Origin of the sequence: Pseudomonas sp. BF-RE-25 (assembly GCF_019956105.1) — a bacterium.
In the GTDB taxonomy this organism is placed as follows: Bacteria; Pseudomonadota; Gammaproteobacteria; order Pseudomonadales; family Pseudomonadaceae; genus Aquipseudomonas; species Aquipseudomonas migulae.
In genome coordinates this window covers 24,149-39,180 of record NZ_JAHBDB010000049.1, presented here as the reverse complement: position 1 = coordinate 39,180, position 15,032 = coordinate 24,149, and the positions used below count along the sequence as shown (strand labels likewise).

The window sequence follows — 15,032 nt, the reverse complement described above, 5'->3', positions numbered from 1 at the left end:
TATAAGAGACGGGGCGTCTTCAGCATCGCCATCGCCAGCAAGCCGGCTCCTACAGGTCGAGGTTTATCGAAAGAATCCGTTCGAACCAACAGCTATTACGGCTTGTTGGGGATCCCGTACTTGCGCAGCCGATGGGCAATCGCGGTGTGGGAGGTTTGCAGGCGGCTGGCCAGTTGCCGGGTCGAGGGGTAGCTGACGTAGAGTTTTTCCAGCAGGGTCTTTTCGAACTCTTCCATCGCCTGCTCCAGGCTGTCGACTTCTGTGTCGCTCTGGCGCGCCACGGAGGTGCCGGCGATGTCGAGGTCGCCGATGTCCACCAGGCTGCTTTCGCAAATCGCCGCGGCGCGAAAGATCACGTTCTGCAGTTGCCGCACGTTGCCCGGCCAGCGGTTGCCCAGCAACGCCGGGTAAGTGCCCGGCGCCAGGCGACACACCGGTCGCTGAATCTGCGCGCAGGCCTGCTGCATGAAATAGCGCGCCAGCAGCAGAATGTCCTGGCCGCGTTCGCGCAGCGGCGGGACTTCGACGTTGAGCACGTTGAGGCGATAGAACAGGTCTTCGCGGAACGAGCCCTCGCTGACCATTTTTTCCAGGTCACGGTGCGTGGCGCTGAGGATCCGCACGTTGACCTTCACTTCACGATCACCGCCCACCCGACGGAAACTGCCGTCGTTGAGGAAGCGCAGCAGTTTCGCTTGCAAGTACGGCGACATCTCGCCGATCTCATCGAGAAACACCGTGCCCTGGTTGGCCAATTCCATCAGCCCCGGCTTGCCGCCCCGTTGCGCGCCGGTGAAGGCGCCGGGGGCGTAGCCGAACAGTTCGCTTTCGGCGAGGTTCTCTGGCAATGCCGCGCAGTTCAGTGCCAGGAACGGCGAGCTGTGCCGCGCGCTGATGGCGTGACAGGCCCGGGCGACGAGTTCTTTGCCGGTACCGGTTTCGCCCTGGATCAACAGCGGCGCATCGAGGGCTGCAACCCGCTGCGCGCGGGCCTTGAGCGTACGAATCGCCGGGGATTCGCCGAGCAGCGCATCGAACCCTTCGGCGTGGTCGTGGTGCAGCGCCGAGAGGCGTTCGCCGATGCGGTTCGGTTGATACAGCGTCAGCAGGGCGCCGGCGTCGGTGATCGGCGTGGCGTCCAACAACAAAGTCTGGCCGTTGACGGTGATCTCCCGCAGCGGCAGACGAAAGCCGTGCTCCAGCAGGGCGTCGAGCAATGCGGGATCGGCAAACAGGTCAGCGACACTTTCACCGGCCGGTTCGCGACCGTACAAGGCAATCAATGCCGGGTTGGCCAGCAGCACCTTGCCGGCACTGTCCAGGGCCAGTACCGGGTCGGTCATGGCCGCGAGCAGCGCATCGAGCTGCAAGTGTCGACGTTGGCCGGGAAGGATGTCGACCACCGTCATCGCCTGCACGCCGCGCACGCTGAGCAAGGCGTCGTGCAGCTCTTCGAGCACGTCCGGGCTCAGGGTCGGGGCGTCGATGTAGACGTTGGGCGGAACCATTTCCACCGCATCCAGATTGAGATTGCGCCCACCGAGCAGGGCCAGGACTTCCTGGGTAATGCCGACGCGGTCGATGAAGCTGACGTGGATACGCATGGGGCGGTTTTTTTATCTGACGTGCGGAGGGTGGCAAGTATGCCTTGGAGGAGGGGTTCAGGTGAAATCCGCTGATGGGATCGCCACTCTGTAGGAGCCAGCTTGCTGGCGATGGCATCACCTCGGTGTATCTGACAGACCGCAGAGATGCCATCGCCAGCAAGCCGGCTCCTACAGGTACAGCGTTCATCCAGGGGAATAGGGTTATTCGAAGTGTTCGATGTTCACCGGGTCACCGGATTTCATATCCAGCTGCTTGCGGATGTCTTCGAACATCAGATCGTAATGCTTGTGGACCGAGCCGATCTGACTATGGGTCTTCGGAATCCCGTACTTCTCGGCGATTTTCGTTACGTTGTTGGCGAAGTTGTAGGCTTCCTCCTTGCGCAGAAAGAAGGGCTCCTTCACGTCCTTTCCTTGAATACTGCCATGCAGGGTGAACTGAATCCCTTTCTCCCCCTTGGGATTCTTGCTGACTTCATAGTCTAGGTGCACGTTGTAGCTGACATCGTCCGGTGTCAGTGCATGGCGCTCAATGTGCAGGTGACCGGGCTCGAACTGTGCCATTGACGGTTCTCCTTATAAATAAGTAATGCCAGGTTTTGCCGTGCTGATTCGGGTGCCGGCCGTGCCCTGGACGATCGCCTCGATGTCCGAGAGTGAACCGATCACCGCGACCTTTCCAGTATGGCGCGCGAACTCGCAGGCTGCCTGAACCTTGGGTCCCATGGAGCCGGCGGCGAAGCCGAGTTTTTCCATTTCGTCCGGGTGCGCCTGGCCGATGGCTTTTTGTGTGGGTTTACCGTAGTCGATGAAGGCCGCGCTGACGTCGGTGGCAATCACCAGCAAATCGCTGTCCAGCTGTTCGGCCAGCAACGCCGAGCACAGGTCTTTGTCGATCACCGCTTCCACGCCTTGCAGCTTGCCGTGGGCGCCGTACATGGTCGGGATGCCGCCACCGCCGGCGCAAATCACGATGCTGCCTTTTTCCAGTAGCCACTTGATCGGGCGGATTTCGAAGATGCGTTTCGGTCTCGGGCTGGCCACCACGCGGCGGAATTTGTCGCCGTCCGGGGCAATCGCCCAGCCTTTTTCGGCGGCGAGCTTTTCTGCTTCGGCCTTGGCGTACACCGGGCCGATGGGTTTGGTCGGATTCTGGAAGGCCGGGTCGTTGGCGTCGACTTCGACCTGGGTCAGGAGCGTGGCGAAGGGCACTTCGAAGTCCAGCAGGTTGCCCAGTTCCTGTTCGATGATGTAGCCGATCATGCCTTCGGTTTCGGCGCCGAGCACGTCCAGCGGGTAAGGCGACACCGAGGTGTAGGCCGCCGCTTGCAGCGACAACAGGCCGACCTGCGGGCCGTTGCCGTGGGCGATGACCAGTTCGTTGCCGGCATGGATCTTGGCGATCTGTTCGGTGGCGATCCGGATGTTGGCGCGTTGGTTGTCCGCGGTCATGGGTTCACCACGGCGGAGCAGGGCGTTACCGCCCAGAGCAACGACGATACGCATGATTCAGTCCTTTCAATAAAGAGATTACGAGCGACTCGGTTCCTCTGTCGAAACCCGGTCAATGTGGGAGCGAGCCTGCTCGCGATTACCATTTCACATTCAACAATGATGTTGGCTGTTACTCCGCTATCGCGAGCAGGCTCGCTCCCACAGGGGGTTGTGTGCCTGCAGGAGGAACCGGGTCAGCCGTTACAGGTCAGCCAGGGTCGACACCAGGATCGCTTTGATCGTGTGCATGCGGTTTTCCGCTTGCTCGAAGGCGATGCACGCTGGCGACTCGAACACGTCATCGGTGACCTCGATGCCGTTGGACAGGTGCGGATACTGCTCGGCAATCTGTTTACCGACCTTGGTGTCGCTGTTATGGAACGCCGGCAGGCAGTGCATGAACTTGGTGCGTGGGTTGCCGGTGGCTTTCATCAGTTCCGCGTTGACCTGGTAGGGCAACAGTTGCTGGATGCGTTCGGCCCAGGCTTCGACCGGCTCGCCCATCGACACCCAAACGTCGGTGTGGATGAAGTCCACGCCCTTGACCGCTGCTTTCGGGTCTTCGGTCAAGGTGATCCGGGCGCCGCTTTCTTCCGCGTACTTCTTGCAGCGCGAGACCAGATCATCAAGGGGCCACAGGGCTTTCGGCGCGCAGATGCGCACGTCCATGCCCAGCTTGGCGCCGATCAGCAGCAGCGAGTTGCCCATGTTGTTGCGCGCGTCGCCCAGGTAGGCGTAGCTGATTTCGTGGATCGGCTTGTCCGCGTGTTCACGCATGGTCAGCACGTCGGCGATCATTTGCGTCGGGTGGTACTCGTCGGTCAGCCCGTTGAACACTGGCACACCGGCGAACTTGGCCAGTTCCTCGACGATTTCCTGCTTGAAGCCACGGTATTCGATAGCGTCGTACATGCGCCCCAGTACTCGGGCGGTGTCCTTCATGCTTTCCTTGTGGCCGATTTGCGAGGAGTTCGGGTCGATGTAGGTGACGTTGGCGCCCTGATCATAGGCCGCGACTTCGAAGGCGCAACGGGTGCGGGTCGAGGTTTTTTCGAAGATCAGCGCGATGTTGTTGCCTTTGAGGTGTTGTTGCTCGGTGCCGGTGTACTTCGCGCGTTTGAGGTCGCGGGACAGGTCGAGCAGGTAACGCAGCTCACGGGGCGTGTGGTGCTCCAGGCTGAGCAGGTTACGGTTGTGGATGTTGAACGCCATGATGATTCTCCTTGAGTTCGGTAATCGGCCCGGCCGCTACCGGGTCAGTGCGGCCGGGGGGATGGTCGTTTAGTAGTCGATAGGGTCGCGGATGATCGGGCAGGTCATGCAGTGGCCGCCGCCACGGCCGCGTCCCAGTTCACCGGCGCTGATGGTGATGACTTCCACACCGGCCTTGCGCAGCAGGGTGTTGGTGTAGGTATTGCGGTCATAACCGATGACCACGCCGGGTTCCACGGCCACCACGTTGTTGCCGTCGTCCCACTGCTCGCGTTCGGCGGCGAAGCTGTTGCCGCCGGTTTCCACCACGCGCAACGCTTTGAGGTTCAATGCCTTGGCCACCACATCGAGGAAGTTGCCTTCTTCGCGACGGATGTCGATGCCCCCTTGTTTGCCTTCATCCGGACGCAGGGTGAAGCCGACGATCTGGTTCACCACTTCCGGGAAAATCGTCACCAGGTCGCGGTCGCAGAAGCTGAACACGGTGTCCAGGTGCATGGCCGCGCGGGACTTCGGCAGACCGGCGACGATGACTTTTTCCACGGCCTTGTTCTTGAACAGGTTCAGGGCCAACAGGCCGATGGCCTGACGGGATGAGCGTTCGCCCATGCCGATCAACACCACGCCGTTGCCGATCGGCATGACGTCGCCGCCTTCAAGGGTGGAACTGCCGTGTTCCTGGTCCGGATCGCCGTACCAGATTTCGAAGTCGGCGTTGGTGAACTGCGGGTGGAATTTGTAGATGGCGGTGGTCAGCAAGGTTTCTTGACGGCGCGCCGGCCAGTACATCGGGTTCAGCGTCACGCCGCCGTAGATCCAGCACGTGGTGTCGCGGGTGAACTGGGTGTTGGGCAGCGGCGGCAGAATGAAGCTGGAGTGGCCGAGGAAATCGCGGAACATCTGGATGGTCTTGCCGCCGAAACTGTCCGGCAGGTCATCGGCGGAGACGCCGCCAATCAGGAACTCAGCGATCTTGCGCGGCTCCAGGCTGCGCAGCCATGACTTCGTTTCATCGATCAACCCCAAGCCGACCGAATTGGCGGTGACCTTGCGTTCCAGAATCCAGTCGAGGGCTTCAGGAATCGCGACGATGTCGGTCAGCAGGTTGTGCATTTCCAGCACGTCGACCCCGCGTTCACGCATCTTGGTGACGAAATCGAAATGGTCACGCTTGGCCTGGGCGACCCACAGCACATCATCGAAAAGCAGTTCGTCGCAGTTGTTCGGGGTCAGCCGCTGGTGGGCCAGGCCGGGGGAGCAAACCATGACTTTGCGCAGTTTGCCGGCTTCGGAATGTACGCCGTACTTAACTTTTTCCGTGGTCATTACAGTGATCCTCCAGATGACAAATAAGTCAGGTGTTACAGGGTCAGGAAGCCGTCATACAGCCCGTAAGCAGCCACCAGGGCGCCCACGATGACGGCTGCAAAAATCAGCTTCTCGACGTTGGTGAAAATCGGTTTGCCGAGTTCTCGCTTGGCCTTGGCGAACAGGATGACCCCGGGCGCATAGAGCAGGGCAGACAACAGCAAGTATTTGGTGCCCCCTGCGTAGACCAGCCAGACTGCGTAGATCACCGCGATGGCACCGATGAGCAAATCCTTCGAGCGTTCGCCCGAGTCGTTTTCATAACTCTCGCCGCGCACCGCCAGCAGCAGTGCATAAGCCGCGGACCACAGATACGGCACCAGAATCATTGAAGTGGCGAGGTAGATCAGCGACAGGTAAGTACTGGCGGAAAACAACGTGATGATCAGGAACAGCTGCACCATCGCGTTGGTCAGCCACAAGGCATTGACCGGCACATGGTTGGCGTTCTCCTTGCGCAGGAATTCCGGCATGGTGTGGTCCTTGGCGGCGGCGAACATGATCTCCGCACACAGCAGCACCCATGACAGCAACGCGCCAAGCAGGGAAATGATCAGGCCGACGCTGATCAGCACCGCGCCCCAGTGACCGACCACGTGCTCCAGCACCGCGGCCATCGACGGGTTCTGCAGTTTCGCCAGTTCCGGTTGGGTCATGATGCCCAGCGACAGCACGTTCACCAGCACCAGGAACAACAGCACGGTGATGAAGCCGATCACGGTGGCTTTACCGACGTCGCTGCGCTTTTCCGCTCGCGCCGAGAAGATGCTCGCGCCTTCGATGCCGATGAACACCCAGACGGTGACCAGCATCATTTTGCGCACCTGGTTCATCACGCTGCCCAGGTCGGGGTTTTTCACGCCCCAGATGTCAGCGGTGAAGATGTCGAGCTTGAAGGCGAAAATCGCGATCAGCACAAACAGCAGCAGCGGCACGACCTTGGCGACGGTGGTCACCAGGTTGATGAACGCCGCTTCCTTGATCCCGCGCAGCACGAGGAAGTGCACGGCCCAGAGCAGCAGCGACGCACCAATCACAGCGGCAACGGTGTTGCCTTCGCCGAAGATCGGGAAGAAGTAGCCGAGGGTGCTGAACAGCAGGACGAAGTAACCGACGTTACCGAGCCAGGCACTGATCCAGTAACCCCACGCGGAGGAGAAACCCATGTAGTCGCCGAATCCGGCCTTGGCGTAGGCGTAAACACCGCCGTCCAAGTCAGGTTTGCGATTGGCGAGTGTCTGGAACACGAAGGCGAGTGTCAGCATGCCTACGGCAGTGATGGCCCAACCGATAAGCACCGCGCCGACGTCGGCACTGGCGGCCATGTTCTGGGGCAAAGAGAAGATCCCGCCACCGATCATAGAGCCGACAACCAACGCAACAAGTGCACCGAGTTTCAGTTTTCCGGGGGATTCAGACATTGCATGACTCCAATGCAGGAGAAGAGAGACAACAGAGTAGTTCTGTTAGCAATTCAGTCAGCTGACTTAGATCAGTGCATGGCTACATTCCATTGTTAATGAAAGACTTATGAACCTTTTCCGGGCATAACGGTATTTCCGGAAAAGCCCGGTCCAGAGGCCTCGACTGATACAAAAGGAATAACTCCAATTGCTTGGAACTTTTACGCTAGTTCGTTTTCTGCGTTCCGCAAATTTTTGACGCCGGTTTCAGGTATGGAATCGATTAATTAAGATTGACCCACAAATTCGCTCTTTGCCAAGACGCTAATAGAATCATCCGCTATAAATAACGGACATGACTTGGCGTTTTCTAATAAACGTTATTACGCTGTACCTATTTAGTTAAAACCAACCATGTGACGGTTTCCCGGCCGTGGTCATTCCCCGGTCGCATCGGGAAAAATGGAGACGCAGGCATGTCGCAACCGACGCAAAAACTTCGCCTGAGCGCACTGATCGCGCTGGTGGTTGGATCGATGATTGGTGGCGGGATATTTTCCTTGCCGCAGAACATGGCCGCCCGTGCCGATGCCGGCGCGATATTGATCGGTTGGGCCATCACCGCCGTCGGAATGCTGACGCTGGCCTTTGTGTTTCAGACGCTGGCTAATCGCAAACCCGAGCTGGATTCCGGGGTGTACGCCTACGCGAAGGCAGGGTTCGGTGACTACATGGGGTTCTCGTCCGCGTGGGGGTACTGGATCAGCGCCTGGCTGGGCAACGTCGGTTACTTCGTTCTGCTGTTCAGCACCCTCGGTTACTTCTTTCCGGTGTTTGGCCAGGGCAACACGCCCATCGCCATCGGTTGCGCCTCGGTCCTGCTGTGGGCCGTGCATTTTCTGGTGCTGCGCGGGATCAAGGAGGCGACGTTCATCAATCAGTTGACCACCGTGGCCAAGATCGTGCCGCTGATCATGTTCATCGTCATCGCCGCCGTGGCGTTCAAGGCCGACATCTTTACCCGTGACATCTGGGGCCGCAGCAACCCGAATTTCGGCGGCGTGATGGATCAGGTGCGCAACATGATGCTGGTCACCGTGTTTGTGTTCATCGGCATCGAGGGCGCCAGTGTGTATTCGGCGCGGGCGGAGAAACGTTCGGATGTCGGCCGGGCGACGGTCATCGGTTTTATTGGCGTGCTGGCGCTGTTGGTGCTGGTGAACGTGTTGTCGCTGGGGATCATGAGCCAGCCGGAACTGGCCAACCTGCAGAACCCGTCACTGGCGGCGGTGCTGGAACATATCGTCGGGCCTTGGGGCGCGTTGTTGATCAGCATTGGCCTGGCGATTTCGTTGCTCGGCGCGTTGTTGTCCTGGGCGCTGCTTTGCGCCGAGATCCTCTTTGCCACGGCCAAGGACAAGACCATGCCGGCCTTCCTGAAAAAGGAAAACGCCAACCATGTGCCGGTCAATGCGCTGTGGCTGACCAACGTGATGATCCAGCTTTTCCTGCTGATCACGCTGTTTTCCGCCGGGACTTACACCAGCCTGATCTACCTCGCGTCGTCGATGATTCTGGTGCCGTATCTGTGGTCGGCAGCGTATGCGGTGTTGTTGAGCGGACGCGGCGAAACGTACGAGCACGCGTCGGCGGAACGCACCAAGGACTTGCTGATCGGCGGCATCGCGCTGAGTTATGCGGTGTGGCTGTTGTACGCCGGTGGGGTCAAGTATTTGCTGCTGTCGGCGTTGTTGTATGCGCCGGGGGTGATTCTGTTCGCCAAGGCCAAACGCGAGCAGGGTGAACCGCTGTTTACAGCAATCGAGAAAGGGATTTTTACCGCGGTCATCAGCGGCGCCGGTTTGGCGGCGTACGGTTTGTACAGCGGATTTCTGTCGTTGTGAGGTTGCGGCTGGCCTATCAGCCGCCCTATGACTGGCCGGCGATGCTGGGGTTCTTGTCGGCGCGGGCCGTGGCGGGAATGGAAACGGTGGTGGATGGCGTGTATTCGCGCAGCATTGGCCTGGAAGGCGATCACGGCACGTTTTGGATAAGGCCGGTGGCGGGCGATGCGCTGGAAGTGACGCTGGATTTTCCTGACCCGGCGGCGGTGCCGGAGATCGTTGCGCGGTTGCGACGGATGTTTGATCTGGATGCGGATTTAGCCGCGATTCATCGGTCGCTGGAGGCTGACCCGTTGATGGCGCGGTTGATTGCCGAGCGGCCGGGATTACGGGTTCCGGGGACGTGGGACGGTCTGGAGCTGGCGATTCGTGCGGTTTTGGGGCAGCAGATCAGCGTGGTTGCGGCGATCAGGTTGGCGGGGAAACTGGTGGTGCAATATGGGACGCCTTTGACGTCGGTTTTGCCCGGTATCACGCAGGTGTTCCCGGCGGCTGATGTATTGGCGCAGGCGGATCTGGCGGCGCTGGGCATGCCGAAAAGCCGGGGCCGGACGTTGTCGGGCGTGGCCCAGGCGTTGCTTGATGATCCGTTATTGTTTGAGCCGGGGCGTGAGGGTGGTGTGGCGCGGTTGCTGGCGTTGCACGGGATTGGCGACTGGACGGCGCAGTACATTGCCTTGCGACAATTGCGCGAGATGGATGCGTTTCCGGGTGGGGATGTGGGATTGATCAATGCGTTATCGGCGCTTGAGGGGGAGCGGGTGACGGCTCGGGAGTTGTTGGCGCGGGCCGAAGGTTGGCGACCTTGTCGAGGGTATGCGGCGCAGCTTTTGTGGACATCACTGAGTCGGGCGGACTGAGCTGATCCGGGATTTTTAGTGACTGTTCGACCGCTATCGCGAGCAGGCTCGCTCCTACAGTGGATCAGTGTCGATCACAAAACCTGTGGGAGCGAGCCTGCTCGCGATTGCGTCCGGAGAGTCACCACCACTGCGCGCGATGTGAACCCAATTCGGAGGCCGGTATCGCCCACTGCAACGGCGTCCCGGTGATTTTCAGTGGCACATGAAGCCGATGCGCCGGCCCCCAGGGCGTCTGTTCAACCAGCAAGTCCTGATCGTTTTCATCCTCTGCCCGCAGCAGCTCACTCGTCCCCGCCCCCTGTTCAATCAACAACTTCGCCGTCCGCGCCAGCGACAACCGTGCTGACCCACTCCGTCCCAATAACGTGATCGCCGCAGCCGCCATCAAATACCCGGTGGCATGATCCAGCGCCTGCACGGGCAACGGCGTCGGCTTGTCCGCCTTCTTCCATTGCATCCCCGCTTCGGCAATCCCGCTGCTCATCTGCACCAGGCTGTCGAAGCCGCGGCGGTTCTGCCATGGTCCGCTCCAGCCGTAGGCATTCAGGCAGACGTCGATCAGGCCGGGCGCGAGTGCCTGCCGTTCGGCGACGCCGTAACCCAGCCGTTCCAGGGCATCGGCGCGGTAGCCGTGGAGCAGAATGTCGGCGTCCTTGAGCAGGCTTTCGAACAGGATGCGATCTGCTTTGTCATGCAAGTCCAGGCGTGCGCAGCGTTTGCCCAAGGTGACTTCCGGCACCACGCCGGGCTCGTTCCAGGTCGGTGGGTCGATGCGCAAAACGTCGGCGCCGAGGCCGGCAAGAAAGCGACTGGCGACCGGGCCGGCAAGCACGCGGGTCAAATCCAATACCTTGATCCCGGCCAGTGGTTGCGCCACCGATCCTTGCCACGATCGCGGCGGTTCAGGGTTGCCGGCGCTGAACTGAATCAGTGGTTCAGAATTCACCGCCTGGCCCTGGGGATGCGCCTGCCATTGCGCCCAACTGCGCATTTCGGCGGCACAGCCACCGGCCTTGACCACGGCGTGTTCCAGATCGGTTTTCGCCCATTGCGCAACCTTGCTCGCCACGGCGGCGCGGTCGGCACAGGCGCCGAGCACTTTTTCGGCCGCCGCACGGTGATGAGGCGCGTTGGTGTGCAGGCGTATCCAGCCGTCGCTGGTCGGGTAGTCTCCGGCCACCGGGTCCCAGAGTGGAGGAACGCTCCAGCCGACGGGACGGATCGACGTCGCAAACCAGAAAGACGCGAGGCGACGGTCGACTTCAAGGTTGGGCAAACGACCGGTGTGCTGGTGCAGTAACTCGCTGACCGCTTGGCCGGCAGCGGCAATGCTGGCGCTCGCCAGGTCAGTGACGGCGAACGCCGAGGGCAGGGCACCCTTCGAGGCGAACGGAATCGGGGTGTGGGGCAAGCCGAGTGCGGCTTGAATGGACGTGAGTAAATCAGTCATCGAAGGCCCTCCGGAAGAGGGCCAGAGCATAGAACAAAACACCGGTCATTTAGATACCCCCCCTGTAGGAGCGAGGCTTGCCCGCGAAGAACGATAACGCGGTCAGCCTGACACACCGCGTCGACACATTCGCGGGCAAGCCTCGCTCCTACAGGGGCCGTGGCAGCTACACGCGGAACTGATCCATCAATTTCATCTGGTGGGTGGTCAGGGAGTTGAGCTGGCTGCTGATCTGCGCCGATTCGGTGGCCTGGCCGGTCAGGGTTTCGGTGACGGTGCGGATCGCCGAGACGTTGCGGTTGACCTCTTCGGCCACGGCGCTTTGCTGTTCGGCGGCGCTGGCGATTTGCAGGTTCATGTCGCTGATGACCGTGACCGCGTCGCTGATTTTGCTCAAGGCTTGCACCGCTTGTTGAATCTGCCCGGCGTTGCTGTGCGCCTGGGTCTGGCTCGAATGCATGGTGGCGACCACGCCACGGGTGCCGGTCTGGATGCGCTCAATGACGATGCGAATCTCTTCCACCGAATCCTGCGTGCGTTTGGCCAGGTTGCGCACTTCATCGGCCACCACCGCAAAGCCGCGACCGCTCTCGCCGGCACGGGCGGCTTCGATGGCGGCGTTGAGCGCCAGCAGGTTGGTCTGTTCGGCGATGCTGCGGATGACTTCCAGCACCGAACCGATCTGCTCGCTGTTGACCGCCAGCGCTTCGACTTCGGTCACCGCCTTGCTGACTTCATCGGCCAGTTGATTGATGTCGCGGGTGCTGCGTTCGATGATCGACATGCCATCGCGAGCCGACTGGTCAGCGCCCTTGGCTGCGTTTGCCGCGTTCGACGCACTGTTGGCGACGTCATGGGCCGTGGCGCTCATTTCGTTGGACGCGGTGGCGACCTGGTCGATTTCGCGGAACTGCACCTGCATGCCTTCGCTGGTCTGGCGGGCGATTTCTGAAGACTGGTCGGCGGTGCCACGGGCATCGGTGATGCTCTGCTTGATCTGCGCGATGGTCGGTTGCAGCTTGTCGAGGAAGCGATTGAACCAACTCACCAGTTCGCCCAGTTCGTCCTGCTTGCTGTAATGCAGGCGCTGGGTCAGGTCGCCGTCGCCGCTGGCAATGGCCTTGAGCATTTCGGCGACGCTGTTGATCGGCCGGGTCACGCCCGACGCGGTGAGCCAGATCAGCAGCAGACCGACGAGGCCGGCAGCGACCGCCACCAGCACGGCTTTGATCGTACCGCTTTGCTGGGCATCATCGAGCACCGTTTGCAGCTTCACCGAATCGGCCAGCAGCACTTGCTTGGGCAGGTCGATCACCACGCCCCAGGCTTTGGAATCACTGATCGGGCTGACCGGGTACACCGCACGAATCAAATCGCCTTGTTCGAGGATTTTCGGTGCGCCGCCGCTGAGCAATTGCAGGACATCCTTGCCCTCTGCGCCCAGGGTCTCACCGATGCTTTTGCCGACCTTGCTCGCGTCGACGCTGTAAGCGGCAAGCACGCCGCTGCCAGAGACAATCAGCATGTGCCCGGCGCTGTTGAACAGATCACGCTGGGAACCGACAGCCGCTGCCTGCAAGGCGTCGAGGGCGATGTCCACGCCGACCACGCCGATGGATTTGCCGTCCACCAGCAGCGGTACGGAAATGGTGGTCATCAGCATTTCCTTGCCGCCGACGGTGTCGGCGTACGGGTCCAGCAAGCAGGTGCGCTTGTTGTCGCGAGGGCAGGTGTACCAGCTGTTGTAAGGCGTGCCGCTGAGGCTCAAGGTGGTTTTGGTCATGTCGTCTTCGACCATGATCGTGTTGAGCGCGGTACCACCGGCGCGGCTCCAGTAACTGGCGAAACGACCGGCTTCGTTGGACTGTCGAGCGGCGTCATTGGCGAACTCGCTGTCCTTGCCGTCCAGACCGTTGGGTTCGAACGCCAGCCAGATCCCCAACACTTTGCTGTTGCGCTCGAAGGCGGTTTTCAGGCTCTGGTTCAACTCTTCACGCAGGGCGCCGGCCTCAAGCGAGCGTTTGGCGGCCAGGGTGCGCATGTCCTTGATCTGGTCCGCCAGGGCGGTCACCACCAGCAGGCTTTCGCCAAAGGTTTTCTGCACCCGCACCGCTTGCTCGGCGGCCTTGGCCTGAAGCAGGTCTTGCACGCTGTCGGTGAGCATTTTGCTGCTGGAGGCGCTGACCAGCTCATCGTTCTGGTTGGTCTGGTAGAAGTTCATGCTGACGATCAGGACGACCACGCCCAGCAGGCATAGACCGGAGAGCAGAACGATTTTCAGGCGGATGGACAGAGAGTCGAACATAGGACGAACTCGCGAAGGGATGAAGTGTTGGCTGCGAGTCGAGGCCGACCCGGTTCGCCAAATCCATTCAGCGCCAATCTCTGCGCATCGGCGTGGTGCGAGGATGCATGAAGGTGACCCCGACGAACGGTCATGGTTGAACGTTTGCGCGGGAAAAAGTGCCGAAAAGCGCTTTAAAACGGGGATAAATCGCGGAGTGTGTCAGGTGGTTTGCGGCAGTGATTCCGGTCGTGACCAGATCCACAGATTGCCCAGGCTCATGCCGGCAATGGCGAGGTAAACCGGCCAACCGTGATCGAGCATGACCAGCATCAACCCGGCGCACAGCAGCATGCTCACGGTGGCACTGACCTTGGCTCGACGCGCAACGATTTTACCGTTGCGCCAGTTGCAGAGGATCGGACCGAACAGCCGATGGTTTTCCAGCCAGGCACTCAGGCGCGGCGAACTCTTGGTCGCGGCCCAGGCGGCGAGCAGGACGAACTCGGTGGTCGGCAGGCCTGGCACGACGATGGCGATCAGGCCGATGGCTAGGCTGATGTAGGCCAAGAGACCGAACAGAATGCGGGCGAGTTTTGAGGAGGAGCGAGTCATAAGATCGACGCTTGCCCTGTAGGAGCGAGGCTTGCCCGCGAAGAATGCGCCGCGGTTTTTCAGATAGACCGCGTTATCGTTCTTCGCGGGCAAGCCTCGCTCCTACAGGGGCGGGGTTATCAGGCGAGTTCGGGAGTGGTGGTGTAGGCGTGTTCCAGCAACACGGTGAAGCGGTTGAACGCCGCGATGGCGCCTTTATCCAGCTCGGCTTCTTCCTGCTCGGTGAGTTCCAGACCGTCCAGCGTCTTGGCGAAGCTTTTCCAGCCTTCAGCGCGGCCACCGGCCGGTTCGCCGAGGTGACGGGCGCCGAAGGTTTCGCTCAGGCCCAGGCCGACAGCCCGTTTGATCAGGAACGCTGCACCGAGCTTCGAGCCTTCGGACACAAACAACCAACCCAGCGCTTCGGCTTTGCTCGGGGTGTTCACTGCACCCGCGACAGGCGCCGGCACTTCGGTGTCCAGATCGGCCAGGTCAGCCTTGGCCGCCTCGGCACGGCAGCGCGCCGCCAGATCGGGAACGATGGCGATCAGTTCGGCATCGTTGTACAGCGCCACCAGCTCCGACTGGAACAGATATTGCGCCACCACGAAACGGGCGAAATTGGCCTGGGTTTCGAACGGCGCGTGGGCTTTGACCAGTGCATCGAGTTTGGTGTGGGGCTCATGGGTGATCTGGTTCAAGCGTTGCGAGCGCAAAGCCGGGCGTTGAGCAGTGTCCTGGTTAGTCATGAGAAATCCTTGAAGAAAAGAGGCGCTTGGTAACGAGACGAACAAGAAGACGCCTGACAGTAAAAAAACCTCACTGTGCGGCGCTATAAAAAGCCGCGCAGTGA

Annotated in this window: 11 protein-coding genes and 2 pseudogenes; 2 read left to right on the top strand and 11 right to left on the bottom strand. The window is 60.7% G+C overall.

Features of this window, described 5'->3' with window-relative positions:
• Positions 1–95: 95 nt before the first annotated feature.
• The 6 genes from KGB24_RS21365 to arcD (KGB24_RS21340) all read right to left on the bottom strand — a co-directional run bounded on the left by KGB24_RS21365 (position 96) and on the right by arcD (KGB24_RS21340) (position 7,102).
• Positions 96–1,604 (bottom strand): sigma-54-dependent transcriptional regulator, encoded by a 1,509-nt coding sequence (locus tag KGB24_RS21365; protein WP_008027814.1) that lies wholly within the window; start codon positions 1,602–1,604, stop codon positions 96–98.
• A 204-nt stretch (positions 1,605–1,808) separates the two neighbouring features.
• Positions 1,809–2,171 (bottom strand): DUF5064 family protein, encoded by a 363-nt coding sequence (locus tag KGB24_RS21360; RefSeq protein WP_008027817.1) that lies wholly within the window; start codon positions 2,169–2,171, stop codon positions 1,809–1,811.
• 12 nt (positions 2,172–2,183) lie between these two features.
• Positions 2,184–3,113, bottom strand: coding sequence for a carbamate kinase (gene arcC / locus KGB24_RS21355; protein ID WP_008027818.1), 930 nt, complete (start codon positions 3,111–3,113; stop codon positions 2,184–2,186).
• A 189-nt stretch (positions 3,114–3,302) separates the two neighbouring features.
• Positions 3,303–4,313: an ornithine carbamoyltransferase gene (locus tag KGB24_RS21350; protein WP_008027820.1), complete on the bottom strand. Its 1,011-nt coding sequence runs from the start codon at positions 4,311–4,313 to the stop codon at positions 3,303–3,305.
• A 69-nt stretch (positions 4,314–4,382) separates the two neighbouring features.
• The gene (gene arcA, locus KGB24_RS21345; protein ID WP_008027822.1) at positions 4,383–5,639 is read right to left on the bottom strand and encodes an arginine deiminase; all 1,257 of its coding nucleotides are present in this window, start codon (positions 5,637–5,639) and stop codon (positions 4,383–4,385) included.
• Between the two features lie 35 nt (positions 5,640–5,674).
• A complete protein-coding gene (gene arcD / locus KGB24_RS21340; protein ID WP_008027824.1) occupies positions 5,675–7,102 on the bottom strand; it encodes an arginine-ornithine antiporter in 1,428 nt (475 codons plus the stop codon).
• Between the two features lie 458 nt (positions 7,103–7,560).
• On the opposite strand from arcD (KGB24_RS21340), the gene arcD (KGB24_RS21335) reads away from it, so the two are divergent.
• Positions 7,561–8,988 carry an arginine-ornithine antiporter gene (gene arcD / locus KGB24_RS21335; RefSeq protein WP_008027826.1) on the top strand — a complete coding sequence of 476 codons (1,428 nt, stop codon included), beginning with the start codon at positions 7,561–7,563 and terminating at the stop codon, positions 8,986–8,988.
• Entirely contained in the window at positions 8,985–9,848 is an 864-nt protein-coding gene (locus tag KGB24_RS21330) for a DNA-3-methyladenine glycosylase family protein (protein ID WP_223413780.1), read from the top strand. The genes arcD (KGB24_RS21335) and KGB24_RS21330 overlap by 4 nt, the downstream gene beginning before the upstream one ends.
• A gap of 121 nt (positions 9,849–9,969) precedes the next feature.
• Here KGB24_RS21330 and KGB24_RS21325 read toward each other — a convergent pair whose 3' ends face one another.
• From KGB24_RS21325 to KGB24_RS21310, 5 genes and pseudogenes are all read right to left on the bottom strand, one after another.
• Entirely contained in the window at positions 9,970–11,301 is a 1,332-nt protein-coding gene (locus KGB24_RS21325; RefSeq protein ID WP_223413779.1) for a CoA transferase, read from the bottom strand.
• Positions 11,302–11,467: 166 nt separating this feature from the next.
• Positions 11,468–11,995 (bottom strand): annotated as a pseudogene (locus KGB24_RS29465) (methyl-accepting chemotaxis protein); the annotation flags it as partial.
• Between the two features lie 378 nt (positions 11,996–12,373).
• Positions 12,374–13,342, bottom strand: a pseudogene (locus tag KGB24_RS29460) (chemotaxis protein); the annotation flags it as partial.
• A gap of 465 nt (positions 13,343–13,807) precedes the next feature.
• Positions 13,808–14,200 carry a YbaN family protein gene (locus KGB24_RS21315; protein WP_223414012.1) on the bottom strand — a complete coding sequence of 131 codons (393 nt, stop codon included), beginning with the start codon at positions 14,198–14,200 and terminating at the stop codon, positions 13,808–13,810.
• A 119-nt stretch (positions 14,201–14,319) separates the two neighbouring features.
• The gene (locus KGB24_RS21310; protein ID WP_223416393.1) at positions 14,320–14,928 is read right to left on the bottom strand and encodes a biliverdin-producing heme oxygenase; all 609 of its coding nucleotides are present in this window, start codon (positions 14,926–14,928) and stop codon (positions 14,320–14,322) included.
• Positions 14,929–15,032: the final 104 nt, after the last annotated feature.